Below are 15,937 nucleotides of genomic sequence, written 5' to 3'. Positions count from 1 at the left end.
GGTAACCTTACGGTCATTTGACGTGACCTGATCCCGACAGAAGGGAGCCGGGCGGTGCTCGACGACGCCGGACTCCACGCCCTCCGCGAGGCGGCTCGGCTGTCCCCGGACAACCTTCCCCTGCGGCGCCATCTCGCCGAGCAGCTTCTGGCCAAGGGCTACCTCGCCGAGGCGGAGGCCGAGTTCCGCGCCGCCCTCGTGCTGTCGCCCCAGGATCCGGACGTCGTCGCCGGCCTCGCGGAGGCGTTCGTACGGCAGAGCGCCCACGGCCCGGCGCTGTCGGTGCTGGAACCGCTCCTGGCGGAGCCCGGCCACGCGCCACGCCTCGGGGTGATCGCCGCCAGGGCGCTGCTGGGCGAGGGCGACGTGGCCGGCGCGGCGCGCCGGTACCACGACGCGGTCTCCCGCGACCCCTCGCTGTCCGACCCCGATCTGGCCGCCCGGCTCGCGCCGCAACCCGTCCCGTCCCCTCCGCCGCAGGCCGCCCCGTCCGGCGCGCCGTACTCGGCCGGGGGCGCCGACGCGGAGGTCGAGCGCTCCCGCGTCAGCTTCGCCGACGTCGCCGGCATGGAGGCGGTCAAGGACGCGCTGCGGATGAAGCTCCTGCTCCCCGTCCAGCAGCCCGAACTGTTCGCCGCGTTCGGCAAGCGGGCGGGCGGCGGCGTGCTGCTGTACGGCCCTCCGGGCGCGGGCAAGACCCACCTGGCCAGGGCGGCGGCGGGCGAGCTCGGCGCGGCGTTCGTCAACGTCGGGCTGGCCGACATCCTGGACATGTACATCGGCTCCAGCGAGCGCAACCTGCGGGCCACGTTCGAGATGGCCCGCCGCAACCGGCCGTGCGTGCTCTTCTTCGACGAGGTCGACGCGCTCGCCGCGCGCCGGTCGGACATGCGGCAGGCGCACCATCGGCAGCTGGTCAACCAGTTCCTCGCCGAGCTCGACGGCGTGGACGAGAACGCCAACGAGGGCGTCCTGGTGCTGGCGGCCACCAACGCGCCCTGGTACATCGACGTGGCGTTCCGGCGTCCAGGGCGGTTCGACCAGCTGGTGTTCGTGCCTCCGCCCGACCCCGCGGCCCGCGCCGCCATCCTGCGCATCCTGTGCCGCGACAAACCGCTGGCCGAGATGGACTTCGACGCGGTGGCGAAGGTGACGGACGGGTTCGTGGGCGCGGACCTCAAGGGTGTGGTCGACCGGGCGGTGGAGAGCAAGCTCCATCAGTCGATCAGCGCCGGCCGTCCCCTCCCGCTGACGACGCACGACCTGCTCGCGGTGGCCCGGGCGACGAGGCCGACGGCCGTGAAGGAGTGGCTCGGGACGGCGCGCAACTACGTCCTGCACGCCAACGACTCCGGCGCCTGGGACGAGCTGATGCCCTGGATCGACGGCAAGCGCGGCAACGCCAGGTGGTGACCACCGCGGCCTCGCTCGATCGGGCGCGGACGCTGCTGGGGCTGAGCCGCCCGGCGGAGGCCGAGCGGGAACTGCGCGGCCTGCTGGCCCAGGAGCCGGAGAACGTCGACGGGCACGCTTTCCTCTCTGTGGCGTTGACCCGGCAGGGCAGAGCGGCAGAGGCGATCGGCGAGGCCGCCGAGGCCGTACGGCTCGCCCCGGACCACTGGTTCCCGCACTACGTGAGCGGGCACGCGTACCACCGGGCGGGTTATCCGCACGAGGCCGTCGCCGCCGCGCGGACGTGTCTGGCGCTCAACCCCGAGCACGCGCCGACGTGGGAACTGCTGGCCCGGGCGCACGTCTACGTCGCGCAGTGGCCGCAGGCGGCCGGCGCGGCGCGCCGCGGGCTCGCCGTCGAGCCCGAGAACGCCGATCTGGCCGCCCTGCTCGCGCTGGCCCTGACCGGGCACGGCGACGCCGCCGGGGCGAAGGAGGCCGCCGGGCGGGCCCTGGGACTTGACCCCGAGAGCGCCATGGCCCACCTCGCGTACGGGCGCGCGCAGCTCGCCTTCGGCTCGCCCGGCGAGGCCGCCCGCGCGTTCCGCGAGGTGCTCCGCCTGTCTCCGGGCTTCGACCAGGCGAGGGACCTCCTGGTGGCGGCGCTCAAGCGGCGCGACCCGGTCTACCGCCTGCTCGCGCGGCTGCGCGGCACGTTCTCCGGCGGATGGCGGATGCTGTTCCTGCTGCCCGCCGTGCCTCCGGTCATCGCCCTGTTCGTCCTCATCGCGCTCCTGCACTGGGCGGCCTGGGTCGCCGAAGCGGTCACCACCCTGCGCCTGGCCCGCGCCAGGGCGACCCGGTTGCTCTTCGACGGCGCGCAGGCGCGGGTGGCCCTCGTGTGCTGCTGCCTGCCCGCCGCCGGAGCGGCACTGCTCGTGACGGGCGTGGCGACCGCCCAGGAGGCGGTGGGAGTGGCGGGCGCGGCGGTCATGGCGCTGGTCACCCCCGTTCAGGAGGCGGCACACACGGGCGCGCCCCGCGCCCGCGCCGTCCTGTACGGCTACGCGATCCTCCTGGGACTGGCCGCCGCCCTGGCGGCGCTCCTGTCCTCCGCCACCGCCGCGCTGCTCGCCGCCTATGCCGGGCTGGCCGGGATCTGGGTGGCCGCGGGCGTACGGCGGCTGGCCGGGACCCGGGCGACGAACGCCCTCTGAATCGATCGGCCCCTGAACATCGATCGGCCCCTGGAACGCAGAGAGCCGCCGGCCCCTGTGATCGGGATCGGCGGCTCTTCCGTCGAGCGGTGGAGGTGGGATTTGAACCCACGGTAGGTTGCCCTACACACGCTTTCGAGGCGTGCGCCCTCGGCCACTAGGCGACTCCACCGCGCAGCAGCTTACCGGACGAACACCACTGCGCGTGCATCCGTTTCCGTCCGCCCGCCCGGTCAGGCGCGGCGGCCGGAGAAGAACTCGGTCAGCACGGCCGCGCACTCGCCGGCCAGCACGCCCATGACCACCTCGGGCCGGTGGTTGAGCCTGCGGTCCCGCAGGACGTCCCACAGCGATCCCGCGGCCCCGGCCTTCTCGTCCACCGCGCCGTACACCACGCGGTCCACCCGGGCGAGGACCGCGGCGCCGGCGCACATCGTGCAGGGTTCGAGCGTCACGACGAGGGTGCAGCCCGTCAGACGCCAGTCGCCGGTCGCGGCCGCCGCCGCGCGCAGGGCGAGCACCTCGGCGTGAGCCGTGGGGTCGGCGCTAGCCTCGCGGTCGTTGCCCGCCGCGGCCAGCACCTCTGCCGGTACCACCGAGCCGGGCCGCGACGGGCCGAGCACCACGGCGCCGACCGGCACCTCGCCGCGCTCGCCCGCCCGTACGGCCTCCGCCAGCGCCAGCCGCATGGCGGCCTCGTACGCCTCCGCCTGCGGCGAGCCGGTCACCGCAGGCGGTCGAGCTCGTCGGCGAAGCCGAGCCGTTCGGCGATGAGGGAGAGGATGTCGGCGGGCAGCACACCCTCCTCCATGCTGAGCTCCACGAGCTCCTCCGCGCTCAGCGAGAAGTCGCCGAGCAGCTCGAGGTCGCCCACCGGGCGGATGCCGAGGTCGGGCGCGTCCTTGTCCACCACGGCGCCGGCGAGCTCGGCGAAGATCTCCCCGAGTGAGTCGTTCTGCACGGCGTGCGCGTCGGAGATGAAAACGCGAGGGTCGAGGTCGTCCTCATAACGAACGATCGCGAACCACTCGTCCTCGACCTCGACGCAGAGCAGGGCGAGCTCGTCACCGCTCAGCCCGAGCGCCTCCTGCAGGGCGTCGCTCAGGTCGTCGGCGATCTCGGCCTCGCCGAGGTCGACCTCGGCGCCGGTCCAGCGGCCGTCGATGCGGGCGAAGCCGGCGGAGAAGAGGTTGGATCTGGAGGGCATTGCCGTCTCCCCAGGTCAGCCGATGGCGGCGTCGACGGCGCGTTCGAACGGCTGGGAGAAGCCCAGCCGTGCGGCGATGCTGGACAGGACCTCGTCGGGCAGCAGGTCGAGGTCGCCGGACAGCGCGCCCAGCTCCATCTCGTCGAGCCCGAGGTCGGCGAAGATGGACAGGTCCCCGGCGGGCAGCACGCTGTCGAGCTCCTCCTCCTCGGGCACAGGCACGTCGAGGTACTCGAGGACCTGCTGCGCCAGCGGCCACTCCCAGGCGGCCGTGAGGTCCGAGAGGAAGACGTCCACCTGCTCGCCGAAGACCCGTAACGCCACGAAGAAGTCATCCCCTACGGCGACCATGCCAATCGTGGTGCCCATGCTGGGGGTCTGGCGGAGGGCGTGAATGAGGCCGTCCAGGTCGGAGGTCAGCGCCACCGGGAGCATCTCCGCCTCCCAGCGGTCCTCCTCGCGATAGACGACGATGGCGAAGTCAAGAGTGTCCACGTCTGTCATCGTCTTCCCCACCGCGCGCTCTTCACGCAGGCAATCGTCGCAGAATCGGAGTCCCACCGTACGGCGCTCACTCCAAATCGTGATCAAAGACTCAGCCGGCGTCGAGGGTTCGCCCAGGAGAGGGTAACTTTTGTCCCCATGGAGACCCTCGTCGTCGACCACCCGCTCGTCGCCCACAAGCTCACCACTCTCCGCGACGTGCGGACCGACTCGCCGACGTTCCGCCGCCTGGCCGACGAGCTGGTCACCCTGCTCGCCTACGAGGCCACCAGGGACGTGCGGGTCACCGACGTCACGGTCGACACGCCGCTCACCCCCGCCAGCGGCGTACGGCTGGCGCGGCCCGCGCCGCTCGTGGTCCCGATCCTGCGCGCCGGGCTGGGGATGCTCGACGGGATGACCCGGCTCCTGCCGACCGCCGAGGTGGGTTTCCTCGGGATGATCCGCGACGAGTCCACGCTGCAGGCCCAGACGTACGCCACCCGGCTGCCGGAGGACCTGTCCGGCCGGCAGTGCTACGTGCTCGACCCGATGCTCGCGACGGGCGGCACCCTCGCCGCGGCGATCCACTTCCTGTTCGACCGCGGGGCCCGGGACGTCACCGCGATCTGCCTGCTGGCCGCCCCCGAGGGCGTCGCGTACCTGGACGAGGCGTTCCGCGGCGGCGACCGGCCGATCCGGGTGGTCACGGCCGCTCTCGACGAGCGGCTGAACGAGAACGGCTACATCGTGCCCGGGCTCGGCGACGCCGGCGACCGCCTGTACGGCGTCGTCTGAATTCCCCGCGCCCTGGATTCCCCGCGCCCTGGATTCCCCCGCTCTGATCCCCCGCGGTTTGATTTCCCTTTCCTTTCCGCGCGGTCCGTCCACATCTCACCCATGGTTACACAGCGCGCCCGGTAGGGTACTTACTGTGATGACGACGTCACCTCGCGCTCTCGCGAGCGGCGCGCCACCAGGGAGAGCGATGATCCAGCATCCGGCCGGCGAGCACTACGAACAGCTCGAGGCCCTGCTCAGGGACGAGTTCGCGGAGGTTCATCCTCCCGCGACGGTGACCCGGTGCGTTCAGGCCGCCCACCACGGCGCCATCGAGGTCACCGGACACGCGCACCCCGCACTGGTCGAGCGCATCGCCCGCAAGCACCTGCGGGTGCTGGCGACCGCCGCCGCGGAGCGGGGATGACGCCGTCGATCGCTCAACCCGTTCGCGGTTAGCCGCTTTACCAAACGGGGCGTCTGGGTAATGTATTGGTCATGGGAGTGGTGACGGCGGTGCAAGCGAAGAAAGTCATCAAGTGGACGCTCATCGTGTCGGCAGGTTTCTACCTGCTCACAAGACCGACTGACGCGGCCCAAACGGTCCACGGAGCCTTCAACGGAATCGTCAGCGCGGCCGACTCGATGGCGCAGTTCTTCGCCACCCTGACATGAGACTTGTGACCCACGGGGACTCCGCCCCGTCGTCGGTCAACCGTTACCTCCTCCCCCACGAACACCAAGTCATCATGGTGCGGCGCCACCCCGCCGTGCTCCTGCGCCCGGTCGCCGAGATCTTCGGTGGGCTCATCCTCGCCGGAGTCCTCAGCAAGTTCCTCAGCGACAACGGTGCGAGCCAGGCCCTCGCCCTCGTCTGGTGGGCCTGGCTCCTCCTGCTGGTCCGTTTCGTATGGAAGGTCGCGGAGTGGTCGGTCGACTACTTCGTCGTCACCTCCCAGCGCATGCTTCTCACCACCGGCCTCATCACGCGCAAGGTCGCGATGATGCCCCTGAGCAAGGTCACCGACATGAGCTTCCAGCGCTCGCTCCTCGGCCGCATGCTCGGCTACGGCGAGTTCGTGATGGAGTCGGCCGGCCAGGATCAGGCTTTGCGTACCGTCCCCCACATCCCCTATCCCGAGACCTTGTATCTCGAGGTCTGTCAGATGATCTTCCCCAGCAAGGATGGGGACGACGACTGACGGCGGTCCGACCGTCCGGTATCTCGTCACCGTGATCGAACCTTCACCGTCGTGATTCTTGACGGAGGGTTACACGATTCGGTCGCTTCGTGCCATTATGGCGACACTATTGACCCTTCCCCCGCCCTGTGAGATCAGATGCCGAGTCAGGGAACCATCGGTGACCGCGTCCGCGGATTGCGGTTGAGCAGGCGCATGTCGCAGGCCCAGTTGGCCGGACCCGACCTATCCGACAGTTACGTCTCACTCATCGAGTCCGGAAAGCGGACGCCAACGCCGGTCGTCGCCCGGCTGCTTGCCGAGCGGCTCGGTTGCACCACCGAGTTCCTGCTCCACGGGATAGAACCCCGGCAGCGCATCGACACCGAGCTCGGCCTCCGACATGCCGAGCTCGAGTTGTATCACGGTGATCCCGCCGTGGCGGTCGACCGCTTCGGCGAGATCGTCAAGGCGGCGGGCGAGGACAACGCGATGCTCGCCGCCCACGCGCGGCTCGGTGTGGCGCGGGCGCTGGAGGCCCAGGGCCGCGTCGGCCGGGCCGTCGAGGCGTACGAGCGGCTGCGCCGCGAGGCCACCGCGCACCCCGAGCGCCTCGCCGACCTGCCCTTGACCATCGCGCTGTGCCGTTGCTACCAGCGGGCCGGCGACCGGCTTCGGGCGCGGGACCTCGGCGCACACGCGCTCGGCCAGGTCGACCGGCTCGGCGTGATCGAGGGCGAGCTGGCCGTGGCGCTGGCGCTGGCGCTCGTCGAGGCCGAGACCGGTCTGCCGTACGTCGAGCGGGTGCTGTCGACGGCGGGCCCGGAGCTCGCCGGCGACCGCAGCACGGAGATCCTCGCGCTGTGGCAGGCCAGCGTGACGGCGGCCGAAGGCGAGGACTCGGCGCTGGCCGTGCAGCTCGCCGAGGACGCCCTCGCCGCCGGCCGCCCGGCCCGGATCGCCGTCCGCCGCGCCCGCATCGCGATGCACTGGGCTCGCCTCACCGCGGCGAATCCCGAAGGCGCCGATTTGGACCGAGCCAACGCGCTCGCGAGGTCCGCGGCCGAGGTCTTCGCGGAGTTCCCGGCCGAACGGCAGGAGCACGCGCGGAGCCTTGTGGTGCTGAGTTCCGTACGGTTCCGGATCGGAGACACGGAATCCGCAGCCGAACTCGCCGATCGGGCACTGCATCTGTTGGACGGCGTCACGGGGACCACCGCGGCCACCGCGAACATGGTTCTGGCCGAGATCGCGTTGGCACGGTCCGAAGATCCGGCTCCCTTGCTGAACCGGGCACACGACGTGCTGGACAGTGTGACGCCCGACCGGGAGACCGCCCGGGCCTGGCGCATGCTCGGCGACCTCTGGGGCCAGGCCGGCGCCCTCGACCGGCAGTCAGGGGCATATCGTAGAGCCCTGGAAGCGGTCGGGATCCGGGTGAGCATTCCGGGCTCCATGACCACGACGGTGCTCGCTCGATAGCCTCCCGGGGCCTCCGGACTTGTTCTGGAGGCTCTGGAATAATAAGGGTCTACCACTCATTCCATCATCGGATGATTGGCAACCCAAAGGAGGCTGACGTGAGCCTGCGGACGGCGCAGCGGGCGTCTCTCGTGGACCAGGTGATCGACCAGCTCAAGGAGCAGATCACCTCCGGCTCCTGGCAGATGCATGCCAAGATTCCCACCGAGACGGTGCTCGCCGAGCACCTCGGAGTCGGCAGGAACACGGTTCGTGAGGCGGTCCGCGCACTGACCCACGCCGGGCTGCTCGAATGCCGCCAGGGCGACGGGACCTACGTGCGGGCCACCAGCGAGCTGTCCGGCGCGATGGCCAGGCGGCTGCGGGCGGCCGAGCAGTTGGAGATCCTCGAGGTCCGTCGCGCCCTGGAGGTCGAGGCGGCCCGGCTCGCGGCTACGCGGCGGACCGACGGCGACGTCGCGTCGATCGAGGCCGCGCTGGCCGCGCGGGAGAAGGCGTGGTCGGATGGCGACCCCGAGGCGTTCGTCGAATCCGATCTCGCCTTCCACGTGGCGGTCGTGGAGGCCACGCACAACAGGGTGCTGATCGACCTCTACGTCGACTTCTCGGCGGCGCTGCGCGCGAGCATCGCGGCGGCCGGCGGCTCCTTGGAGCAGAACTACATCCCCCACGACGCGATCGTGCGCGCGATCGTCGCCGGCGACGCCACCGCGGCCGAGCGGGCCGGCCACGCGTGCATGGAGCACATCCTCATCGCCCTCACCGACTCCGCCACCCTCACGTCCTGAGCCTCGCCTCCTGAACCCTCCGCCCGGCGGGTCCGTTCCCCACGGCGCCCGCGGGGCCCTAATCAGGAGAGCACAGTCAGGTAAGCACGGTCAGATAAGCACGGTCAGCCGAGCCGCAGCGACATGACGAGGTAGCGGAACCCGGGGTCCTCGCCCTCGTCGGTGATCAGCGCGGGACGGGTCGGGGATTCCATGTGGATCCGTGCCCGCTCGGTCCCGACGCCTTCGAGCCCGTCGAGCAGGAAGTGGGGCTGGAAGGCGATCTCGATGTCCGGCCCCTCGAGCTCGGCGTCCACGATCTCCGAGCCCCTGCCGATGTCGCCGCCTCCGGCCCTGATCTGCACCTGCCCCTGCGAGAACGCCAGCCGGACCGCGGTGTTGCGCTCGGCGACCAGCACGACCCGCTTGACGGCCTCCACGAACGGCGCCACCGCCACGTCGGCGTGGATGCCCCACTCGCCGGTCAGCCGGGAGCGGTAGTCGATGAACTGGTCGTCCAGCAGCCGCACGGTGGTCGTGCGGCCCTGGCTCTCGAAGCCGGCCACGTTGTCGCCGAGCCCGATCGCCACCTCGCCGCCGCGCAGCGACCGGGCCACCTCGACCAGGACCCGCGCCGGCACGACCACGCCGTGCCGCACGTCCTCGCGCTCGGGGTGCCACAGGAACTCGCTCGCGGCGATGCGGTAGCGGTCGGTGGCGGCCATCGCGACCCGCACGCCCTCGATGTCCACCCGGACGCCCGTCAGCATGGGCAGCGTGTCGTCGCGGCTGGCGGCGGCCGCGACCTGCCGGATCGCGTCGGCGAACACGCCGCCGCCCACGGCGCCGACCTTCGGCGGCATCGGCGGCATCGCGGGGAAGTCCTCGTCGGGCATGGTGAGCAGATTGAACTCCACGCTGCCGCAGGCGAGCACCGCCTCGGACCCGCTCGTCGCGATCTCGACGGGCCGGGCGGGCAGGCTCCGGGTGATCTCGGCCAGGACCTTGCCGGGGATCAGCACCCGCCCCGGCTCGGCGACGTCGGCCTCGACGTCGGCCCGGGCCGACACGTCGTAGTCGAAGGCGGACACCCGCAGGTCGTCTCCCGCCTCCAGGAGCAGGCCCGCGAGAACGGGCACCGCGGGCCGGGCGGGCAGCACCCGGGCCGCCCACGCCACCGCGTCGGCCAGGACGTCGCGGTTCACCTGGAATTTCATGCCGACCTCCTGCCTGCGCCACGACTCGCTGTCCAAAGTAGCGGGCCGCACTGACAATCCCAGTGGCGCTACTTGCTGTTGAGGAAGGCGAGCACCGCGAGGACCCTGCGGTTGTCGTCGTCGGAGGGCGCCAGTCCGAGCTTGCCGAAGATGCTCGCCGTGTGCTTGCCCACCGCGCTGTCGCTGAGGAACAGCCGCTGCCCGATCGCGGCGTTGGACCTGCCCTCCGCCATCAGTTCCAGCACCTCGCGCTCCCTCGGGGTGAGCCGGCCGAGCGGTTCGTTGCGCGCGTTGCTCGCCAGGAGCCGGGCGATCACCTCGGGGTCCATCGCCGTCCCCCCGCCCGCGACCCGGCGTACGGCGTCGACGAACTGCTCGCCGTTGAACACCCGGTCCTTCAGCAGGTAGCCGACGCCGCCGGACCCGTCGGCCAGCAGCTCCCTGGCGTACAGCTGCTCGACGTGCTGTGACAGCACGAGGACCGGCAGCCCCGGCACCTGCCGCCGCGCGGCCAGGGCGGCCTGCAGCCCCTCGTCGGTGAAGGTCGGCGGGAGCCGTACGTCCACGACGGCCACGTCCGGACGCTCGCCGACCAGCGCCGCGAGCAACTCCGGGCCGGACTCGACCGCCGCCACCACCTCGAAGCCGTGGGCGCGCAGCAGGGCGACCAGGCCCTCCCTCAGCAGGTGCAGGTCCTCCGCAAGAACTACCCGCACCCGCCGCCCTCCGCTTCCCTGCTCCGCACCGTCGTCGCCAGCGCGACGGCCAGCAGGCCGCCACCGAGCGCAATCATGCCGACGATGACCGGCCACTGGAAGGGCTCGGCCACGTACAGGCCGAGGAACCAGGACTTCACCGGCGATCCCACCAGCTTGAACACCATCGCGACCAGCCCCTGCGGGAACAGCGCGATCGGCCACAGCGCCCAGCAGATCCGGCCGAAGTAACGCCACGCCGACACCGGCGCCGACCGCACCCGGAACGCCCGCGGCAGCTCGATGACGGCCGTGGTCGGACCGCCCACAGGGCTGTTCACCGCGAGGACGCCGTCGAAGGCCCCGAGCCTGCGCTCGATGCCGTGCAGACCGGTGCCGCGCTCGGGGTCCGCGCCGCCGTGGCCGTCGTCGGTCACCGTCACGCGCAGCGCCGGGCCCTGCGCGCTCACGTCCACCCACGCCTCGGTCGCGTCGCCATGGCGAGCGGCGTTCGCCAGCAGCTCGCTGACCGCGAAGTACGCCGCGGACTCCAGCGGGGCGGAGGCGCGCTCCGGCAGGTCGACCGTGACGTGGACGCGCAGCGGACTGTCCAGGGCGAGGGCGCGTACGGCGTCACCGAGACCACGCTCGGCCAGCACCGGGGGATGGATGCCGCGCACCAGCCGCCGGATCTCCTGCAGCGCGGTCGCCGAGGCCTCACTCGCCTTGCCGAGCAGCGCCCGGGCGGCCTTCGGGTCGCTTTCCAGCAGTTGCTCGGCCGCGCCGATCGTCATGCCGATCGCGACGAGGCGGGCCTGGGCGCCGTCGTGCAGGTCGCGCTCGATCCGGCGCAGTTCGGCGGCCTGCGAGTCGACGACCTCGGTGCGCGCCGCGTCCAGGCGGCTGACCTGCTGGGCCAGCCTGGCCTTCTCGGTGGGCCCGAGCAGCGCGGCGGCGATCCCGCTGTGCGCGCGCACGGCCCACGGGGCGTACCAGTACGCGGTGCTCACCGGCAGCAGGATCCAGGCCGCGCCCGCAGGGTCGCCCGCGACCAGGCGGACGGCGCCGTACGCGGTCGCGAGCAGCGGTGCGGCGACGAGCAGGCCGCCCATCCACAGATCCCCCATCAGGAAGGCGAAGTCGCGCCAGGTGGCCGGATCCTTGGTCATCCAGTTCCACCGCTTGTTGAAGGCCGGGATCGTGGGCTTCTTGTAGAGGGTGCGGCCGTCCCGGTACCAGCCGTCACCCTGCGGGACCGGTGGGGGCGGCGCGGGCAGATAGGGCTCGTCGATCGATATGCCCGACCATCGCGCGGCCAGCCCACGCTGCATATGGGTCACGGCCCGTGCGAGCCGTACGGCCGGCGGGAAGACGACCACCAGGCCGACCAGGAAGGTGAGCAGCACGGCGGCCAGCATCACCAGGCCCGCGACCTGTCCCAGCAGAGCGAGACCGGCGAGGGCGACGCCCCGGCCGAGGGCGACGAGAGTCGGGCGAGCTGAGGTCATGCACCCAGTTTGCGGGCTTCCGCCGGGCCGGCACAGTGGCCCGGGCCACCCGATGGGGGTGGGGGAAAGTGCACCCCCGCCGGGTCCGCAGACGCATTCCGGGCCGCCCGCCCGCTTTCTAGCGTCGTCGGCATGGCAATCATCACCGTGGACCACCTCCGCAAGACGTACGGAACGCGGGTGGCGGTCGAGGACGTGTCGTTCTCCGTGGAGGAGGGCGAGGTCTTCGGCATCGTGGGCCGCAACGGGGCGGGGAAGACGACGACGGTCGAGTGCGTCGCCGGGCTCCGGACCCCCACCGCGGGCACGGTCACCGTGGACGCGGACCTGAAGGAACAGGTCGGCGTGCAGCTCCAGGAGTGCTCGCTGCCCGACAAGATCCGGGTCGGGGAGGCGCTGGCGCTCTACGCCTCGTTCTACTCCCGCCCGGCCGATTGGCGGGCCCTGGCCGAGGAGGCCGGGCTCGACCTCCGCGCGCCCTTCGCGAAGCTGTCGGGCGGGCAGCGCCAGCGGCTGTCGGTCGCGCTCGCGCTGGTCGGCAGCCCGCGCGTCGCGATACTCGACGAGCTCACGACCGGCCTCGACCCGCGGGCCCGCCGCGAGACCTGGGACCTGGTCGCCCGGATCAGGGACCGCGGCGTGACGGTCCTGCTCGTGACCCACTTCATGGAAGAGGTGGAGCGCCTGTGCGACCGGGTCGCGGTCATCTCCCGGGGACGCGTGCGGGCGGTGGACACCCCCGCGGGGCTGGTCGCCCGCGCGGGCGGCGAGCAGCGCCTGGTCTTCCACACCGGCGAGCCCGTCGACGGCCTTCGGGCGCTGCCCGAGGTGACGTCCGTCGCGGTGACCGCCGACGGGGACGACGCGGAGGTCACGGTCACCGGCACCACCGACCTGCTGAGCGCCGTCACCGCCGTGCTGCCCCCCGCCCGGATGCGGGACCTGCGCATGGAGCGCACCACTCTCGACGACGCGTTTCTCGTTCTCACCGGCCAGGAGGAGTCATGACCAAGGCATTCGGAAAGCTCGCGGCGGTGGAGGCCCGGCTGTTCCTCCGCGAGCCCGCGGCCGTGTTCTTCGTGATCGTGCTGCCGGTGGGGCTGCTGCTCGCGCTCGGCGGCACGATTCCCGGCTTCCGGGACGCGGACCCGTCGCTGGACGGGCAGCGCTTCGTGGACGCGCCGTTCACGGGCATGATGATCCTGCTGTCGATCGTGACGCTCGCGCTCAGCGCGCTGCCGTCGGCCCTGGTGCTCTACCGGGAGCGCGGCGTGCTGCGGCGGATGTCCACCACGCCGGTACGGCCCGGATCGCTGCTGTCCGCCCAGTTGCTCGTCAACGTGGCGGTGTCGGTGGTGGCGACCGCGCTGACGCTGATCGTGGGCCATTTGGCCTTCGGAGTGCCGCTGCCCAAGGCGCCCTGGGCGTTCGCGATGGTCTTCGTCCTCGGCTCGGTCGCCATGCTCGCCCTCGGGCTGCTGCTCGCCGCCGTGGCGCCGAACTCCCGGGTCGTCCAGGGCGCGGGGGCGGCCCTGATGTTCCCCCTGCTCTTCCTCGCGGGGATGTGGCTGCCCCGGCCGCTCATGCCCGAGGTCCTGCTCCGGATCAGCGACTTCACCCCCACCGGCGCCTTTGGCCAGGGCCTCGTGGACGCCCTGGGCGGGCACGCCCCCCAGCCCCTCCACCTCGCCGTACTGGCGGGCTGGGCACTGGCCGCCGGCCTCGCCGCGGCCCGGCTGTTCCGCTGGCAGTAGCCGCCGTCGGCTCCGCGGCTACCTCAGGGGTAATCGCCGGGCCGATCGGCGAGCGGATAGCGTCGGGGTCGTGACCGTCGCCACGCTTCATCAGCGGCCGTTCGGCGAGCTCCTGCGTCAGTGGCGCGAGCACCGGCGGCTGAGCCAGCTCGAACTGTCCAACCAGGCCGAGATCTCCACGCGGCACATCAGCTTCCTGGAGACCGGCCGGGCCACTCCCAGCCGCGACATGGTGCTCCACCTCGCCGAGCATCTCGATCTTCCGCTCCGCGAGCGCAACCACCTGCTGCTGGCCGCCGGATACGCCCCCGTCTACACCGAGTCGCCGCTCGACTCGCCGGGCATGGCCGCGGTGTACGACGCGGTCCGGCGGCTGCTGTCGGCCCACGACCCCTATCCGGCCGTGGTGGTGGACCGCGCCTGGGACCTCGTCGACGCCAACGAGGGCATCTCCCTGCTCGCGGAGGGGATCGACCCCGACCTGCTGAGCAACGTGCTGCGGGCGAGCCTGCACCCGGAAGGGCTCGCCCCGCACATCCTCAACCTCGGAGAGTGGCGGGCGCACCTGCTCGGGCGGCTGCGCCGGCAGATCACGCTCACCGCCGATCCCCGGCTCTCCGAGCTGTACGCCGAGCTGCGCGACTACCCCTGCGACCAGCCCGAGCCCGAGGTGGAGCTGCCCGGCCCCGGGGACATCCTCGTGCCGCTGCGGGTGCGGCGGGGCGGGCGGGAGCTGTCGTTCTTCAGCATCGTGGCGACCTTCGGCACCCCGCTCGACATCACGGTCTCCGAGCTGGCCATCGAGTCGTTCTATCCGGCCGACGCCGCGACGGCCGCCGTCCTCCTTTCGTGATCAACCGGCGTCCGCTCGGCGACGCGGCCCTGCCACAATTCCCCCATCGAGCCAGGCCCGAATCAGGGGGAGGCCGGGGTGGGGGGGAGAGCAGGGTGCCCACACGGGTGCTGACCAACACGTTCCACGTGGACGCCGCGCCGGAGGAGGTCTTCCAGCACCTCACGACGCCCGAGAGCTACATAGGCCTGTCACCGCTCGTGGTCGCCGTGCGGGACGTCGACCGGTCCGAGCCGGGGGTCGTGCGGTACACCTCCGTCGAACGGTTCCGCTTCCTCGGCCTGTCGTACGACAACCCGATCGCCGTCACGCTGCTGACCGAGCGCACGGCCGGGGGACTGTCCGTACGCGGGCAGGTGCGCAGCCCCGGCGGCGTACAGCTGGGCTACCGGTTCGACCTGTTCCCACAGGACGGTGGCACCCGGATGGACGACCGGCTGGACGTGAGCGCGTCCCGGTTCCTGCTGGGCTTCGCGGCGGGCCAGGCGCGTAAGGTCCAGCTCGCCCGGGCCCGGATCCTCGCCGAACGGCTCTCCGGGCGGCCCGCGAACGGATCCTGAACGATTTCACCGGATCCGGGTGCCCGTCACACCGTTTCACCACCCTGACCGCTGCCCTCTCGCGTGAGAAGCTGGAGTCCCCCACCATCGCCCGGAGGTAGCACATGCTCGTGCTGGCGCACGTCAGCGACATCCACATCGACGGAAGCGAGCGGAACACCTCGCGCGCCGCACGCGCGCTCACCTACGCCCGTTCGCTGCGGCCCGACGCCATCGTGCTCACCGGCGACCTGGCGGACCACGGTGCGATGGAGGAGTACGAGATCGTCCGCGAGCTGATCTCCGGCGACGACGTGCCGCTCGTGCTGTGCCCCGGCAACCACGACGCGCGCGGCCACCTCCGCAAGGTCCTGCTGGAGCAGGACGGCGACCACCCGGTCAACCAGGCGCTCAACCTCGACCACGCGACGATCGCGCTGTGCGACTCCAGCATCCCCGGCCGGCCCGAGGGCGCACTGGACGACGACACCCTGGCCTGGCTCGACTCCGTGCTCGCCGCCACGCCCGGCGTGCCGGCCTTCGTCGGCATGCACCACCCCGCCGTCCCCCTCGGCATCCCGTACGTGGACGGGATCCGGCTCGGGCGGCCGGACGGACTGGCCGAGGTCCTGGGCCGCCACCCGCACGCCATCGCGGTGCTGGCCGGGCACGCCCACACGGCGGCGGCCACGACGTTCGCCGGGCTGCCGCTGCTGGTCGCGCCGGGAGTGGTCAGCACCGCGCTGCTGCCGTCCGAGACCCCGGCACACCCGCCGGTCGACCACGACCTGCCGCCGGCCATCGCCCTGCACGTGCTCGACGACGGCCGGATCACCACCCACTACCGGCCCGTGCCCTGACC

At 72.1% G+C, this 15,937-nt stretch carries 19 protein-coding genes and 1 tRNA gene; 13 read left to right on the top strand and 7 right to left on the bottom strand.

The features are described 5' to 3' along the window. The first annotated feature begins 54 nt into the window (after positions 1-54). Together HHX30_RS20850 and HHX30_RS20845 are read left to right on the top strand one after the other, a co-directional pair. Positions 55-1,413, top strand: a complete 1,359-nt coding sequence (locus HHX30_RS20850) for an ATP-binding protein (RefSeq protein WP_169983645.1) — start codon at positions 55-57, stop codon at positions 1,411-1,413. Further along, positions 1,410-2,609 carry a tetratricopeptide repeat protein gene (locus tag HHX30_RS20845; RefSeq protein WP_169983644.1) on the top strand — a complete coding sequence of 400 codons (1,200 nt, stop codon included), beginning with the start codon at positions 1,410-1,412 and terminating at the stop codon, positions 2,607-2,609. The genes HHX30_RS20850 and HHX30_RS20845 overlap by 4 nt, the downstream gene beginning before the upstream one ends. Positions 2,610-2,696: 87 nt before the next feature. Here the strand turns inward: HHX30_RS20845 and HHX30_RS20840 are convergent. The 4 genes from HHX30_RS20840 to HHX30_RS20825 all read right to left on the bottom strand — a co-directional run bounded on the left by HHX30_RS20840 (position 2,697) and on the right by HHX30_RS20825 (position 4,320). Further along, a tRNA-Ser gene (locus HHX30_RS20840) sits at positions 2,697-2,781 on the bottom strand. A 61-nt stretch (positions 2,782-2,842) separates the two neighbouring features. Then, positions 2,843-3,337 carry a tRNA adenosine(34) deaminase TadA gene (gene tadA / locus HHX30_RS20835; RefSeq protein ID WP_311922656.1) on the bottom strand — a complete coding sequence of 165 codons (495 nt, stop codon included), beginning with the start codon at positions 3,335-3,337 and terminating at the stop codon, positions 2,843-2,845. After that, complete coding sequence (locus HHX30_RS20830; protein ID WP_169983643.1) at positions 3,334-3,816, bottom strand: tRNA adenosine deaminase-associated protein; 483 nt, start codon at positions 3,814-3,816, stop codon at positions 3,334-3,336. Before HHX30_RS20830 ends, tadA begins: the two co-directional genes overlap by 4 nt. Positions 3,817-3,831: 15 nt before the next feature. Continuing rightward, the gene (locus HHX30_RS20825; protein ID WP_169983642.1) at positions 3,832-4,320 is read right to left on the bottom strand and encodes a tRNA adenosine deaminase-associated protein; all 489 of its coding nucleotides are present in this window, start codon (positions 4,318-4,320) and stop codon (positions 3,832-3,834) included. Positions 4,321-4,458: 138 nt separating this feature from the next. Here HHX30_RS20825 and upp point away from each other — a divergent pair, with 138 nt between their 5' ends. The 6 genes from upp (at position 4,459) to HHX30_RS20795 (ending at position 8,530) form a co-directional block, all read left to right on the top strand. Beyond that, positions 4,459-5,097, top strand: a complete 639-nt coding sequence (gene upp / locus HHX30_RS20820; protein ID WP_169983641.1) for a uracil phosphoribosyltransferase — start codon at positions 4,459-4,461, stop codon at positions 5,095-5,097. 190 nt (positions 5,098-5,287) lie between these two features. Next, positions 5,288-5,506: a hypothetical protein gene (locus HHX30_RS20815; protein WP_169983640.1), complete on the top strand. Its 219-nt coding sequence runs from the start codon at positions 5,288-5,290 to the stop codon at positions 5,504-5,506. A 71-nt stretch (positions 5,507-5,577) separates the two neighbouring features. Beyond that, positions 5,578-5,754, top strand: a complete 177-nt coding sequence (locus HHX30_RS20810; protein ID WP_169983590.1) for a hypothetical protein — start codon at positions 5,578-5,580, stop codon at positions 5,752-5,754. Then, positions 5,751-6,281, top strand: a complete 531-nt coding sequence (locus HHX30_RS20805) for a PH domain-containing protein (protein ID WP_079314254.1) — start codon at positions 5,751-5,753, stop codon at positions 6,279-6,281. Before HHX30_RS20810 ends, HHX30_RS20805 begins: the two co-directional genes overlap by 4 nt. A 183-nt stretch (positions 6,282-6,464) precedes the next feature. After that, positions 6,465-7,742, top strand: coding sequence for a helix-turn-helix transcriptional regulator (locus HHX30_RS20800; protein ID WP_249350266.1), 1,278 nt, complete (start codon positions 6,465-6,467; stop codon positions 7,740-7,742). Positions 7,743-7,840: 98 nt separating this feature from the next. After that, on the top strand, positions 7,841-8,530 hold the full coding sequence (locus HHX30_RS20795; RefSeq protein ID WP_169983638.1) for a FadR/GntR family transcriptional regulator: 690 nt from the start codon (positions 7,841-7,843) through the stop codon (positions 8,528-8,530). Positions 8,531-8,634: 104 nt separating this feature from the next. Here the strand turns inward: HHX30_RS20795 and dnaN are convergent, their stop codons facing one another. The 3 genes from dnaN to HHX30_RS20780 form a co-directional block, all read right to left on the bottom strand. Next, entirely contained in the window at positions 8,635-9,726 is a 1,092-nt protein-coding gene (gene dnaN / locus HHX30_RS20790; RefSeq protein ID WP_169983637.1) for a DNA polymerase III subunit beta, read from the bottom strand. Between the two features lie 68 nt (positions 9,727-9,794). Next, positions 9,795-10,442, bottom strand: a complete 648-nt coding sequence (locus HHX30_RS20785; RefSeq protein WP_169983636.1) for a response regulator transcription factor — start codon at positions 10,440-10,442, stop codon at positions 9,795-9,797. Then, positions 10,433-11,929, bottom strand: a complete 1,497-nt coding sequence (locus HHX30_RS20780; protein WP_169983635.1) for a sensor histidine kinase — start codon at positions 11,927-11,929, stop codon at positions 10,433-10,435. Before HHX30_RS20780 ends, HHX30_RS20785 begins: the two co-directional genes overlap by 10 nt. Before the next feature lie 132 nt (positions 11,930-12,061). Here HHX30_RS20780 and HHX30_RS20775 point away from each other — a divergent pair, with 132 nt between their 5' ends. The 5 genes from HHX30_RS20775 to HHX30_RS20755 all read left to right on the top strand — a co-directional run bounded on the left by HHX30_RS20775 (position 12,062) and on the right by HHX30_RS20755 (position 15,935). Further along, positions 12,062-12,937 (top strand): ABC transporter ATP-binding protein, encoded by an 876-nt coding sequence (locus HHX30_RS20775; RefSeq protein ID WP_169983634.1) that lies wholly within the window; start codon positions 12,062-12,064, stop codon positions 12,935-12,937. Further along, a complete protein-coding gene (locus HHX30_RS20770) occupies positions 12,934-13,683 on the top strand; it encodes an ABC transporter permease (protein WP_169983633.1) in 750 nt (249 codons plus the stop codon). Before HHX30_RS20775 ends, HHX30_RS20770 begins: the two co-directional genes overlap by 4 nt. A 70-nt stretch (positions 13,684-13,753) precedes the next feature. After that, entirely contained in the window at positions 13,754-14,536 is a 783-nt protein-coding gene (locus HHX30_RS20765; protein WP_169983632.1) for a helix-turn-helix domain-containing protein, read from the top strand. A 95-nt stretch (positions 14,537-14,631) separates the two neighbouring features. Further along, entirely contained in the window at positions 14,632-15,096 is a 465-nt protein-coding gene (locus tag HHX30_RS20760) for an SRPBCC family protein (RefSeq protein WP_169983631.1), read from the top strand. A gap of 104 nt (positions 15,097-15,200) precedes the next feature. Next, positions 15,201-15,935, top strand: a complete 735-nt coding sequence (locus tag HHX30_RS20755) for a metallophosphoesterase (RefSeq protein WP_169983630.1) — start codon at positions 15,201-15,203, stop codon at positions 15,933-15,935. Positions 15,936-15,937: the final 2 nt, after the last annotated feature.

It is taken from the genome of Microbispora sp. H10836 (assembly GCF_012999525.1).
Classification (GTDB): Bacteria; Actinomycetota; Actinomycetes; order Streptosporangiales; family Streptosporangiaceae; genus Microbispora.
Note: the sequence above shows the minus strand (reverse complement) of the source record. Positions and strands in the feature narration are given on the sequence as shown.

Excerpts from the sequence above, each read along its gene's own strand:
- HHX30_RS20830 (WP_169983643.1), bottom strand. The coding sequence starts at position 3,816 with ATGCCCTCCAGATCCAACCTCTTCTCCGCCGGCTTCGCCCGCATCGAC.
- HHX30_RS20825 (WP_169983642.1), bottom strand. The coding sequence starts at position 4,320 with ATGACAGACGTGGACACTCTTGACTTCGCCATCGTCGTCTATCGCGAG.
- upp (WP_169983641.1), top strand. The coding sequence starts at position 4,459 with ATGGAGACCCTCGTCGTCGACCACCCGCTCGTCGCCCACAAGCTCACC.
- HHX30_RS20815 (WP_169983640.1), top strand. The coding sequence starts at position 5,288 with ATGATCCAGCATCCGGCCGGCGAGCACTACGAACAGCTCGAGGCCCTG.
- HHX30_RS20810 (WP_169983590.1), top strand. The coding sequence starts at position 5,578 with ATGGGAGTGGTGACGGCGGTGCAAGCGAAGAAAGTCATCAAGTGGACG.
- HHX30_RS20805 (WP_079314254.1), top strand. The coding sequence starts at position 5,751 with ATGAGACTTGTGACCCACGGGGACTCCGCCCCGTCGTCGGTCAACCGT.
- dnaN (WP_169983637.1), bottom strand. The coding sequence starts at position 9,726 with ATGAAATTCCAGGTGAACCGCGACGTCCTGGCCGACGCGGTGGCGTGG.
- HHX30_RS20780 (WP_169983635.1), bottom strand. The coding sequence starts at position 11,929 with ATGACCTCAGCTCGCCCGACTCTCGTCGCCCTCGGCCGGGGCGTCGCC.
- HHX30_RS20775 (WP_169983634.1), top strand. The coding sequence starts at position 12,062 with ATGGCAATCATCACCGTGGACCACCTCCGCAAGACGTACGGAACGCGG.
- HHX30_RS20770 (WP_169983633.1), top strand. The coding sequence starts at position 12,934 with ATGACCAAGGCATTCGGAAAGCTCGCGGCGGTGGAGGCCCGGCTGTTC.
- HHX30_RS20755 (WP_169983630.1), top strand. The coding sequence starts at position 15,201 with ATGCTCGTGCTGGCGCACGTCAGCGACATCCACATCGACGGAAGCGAG.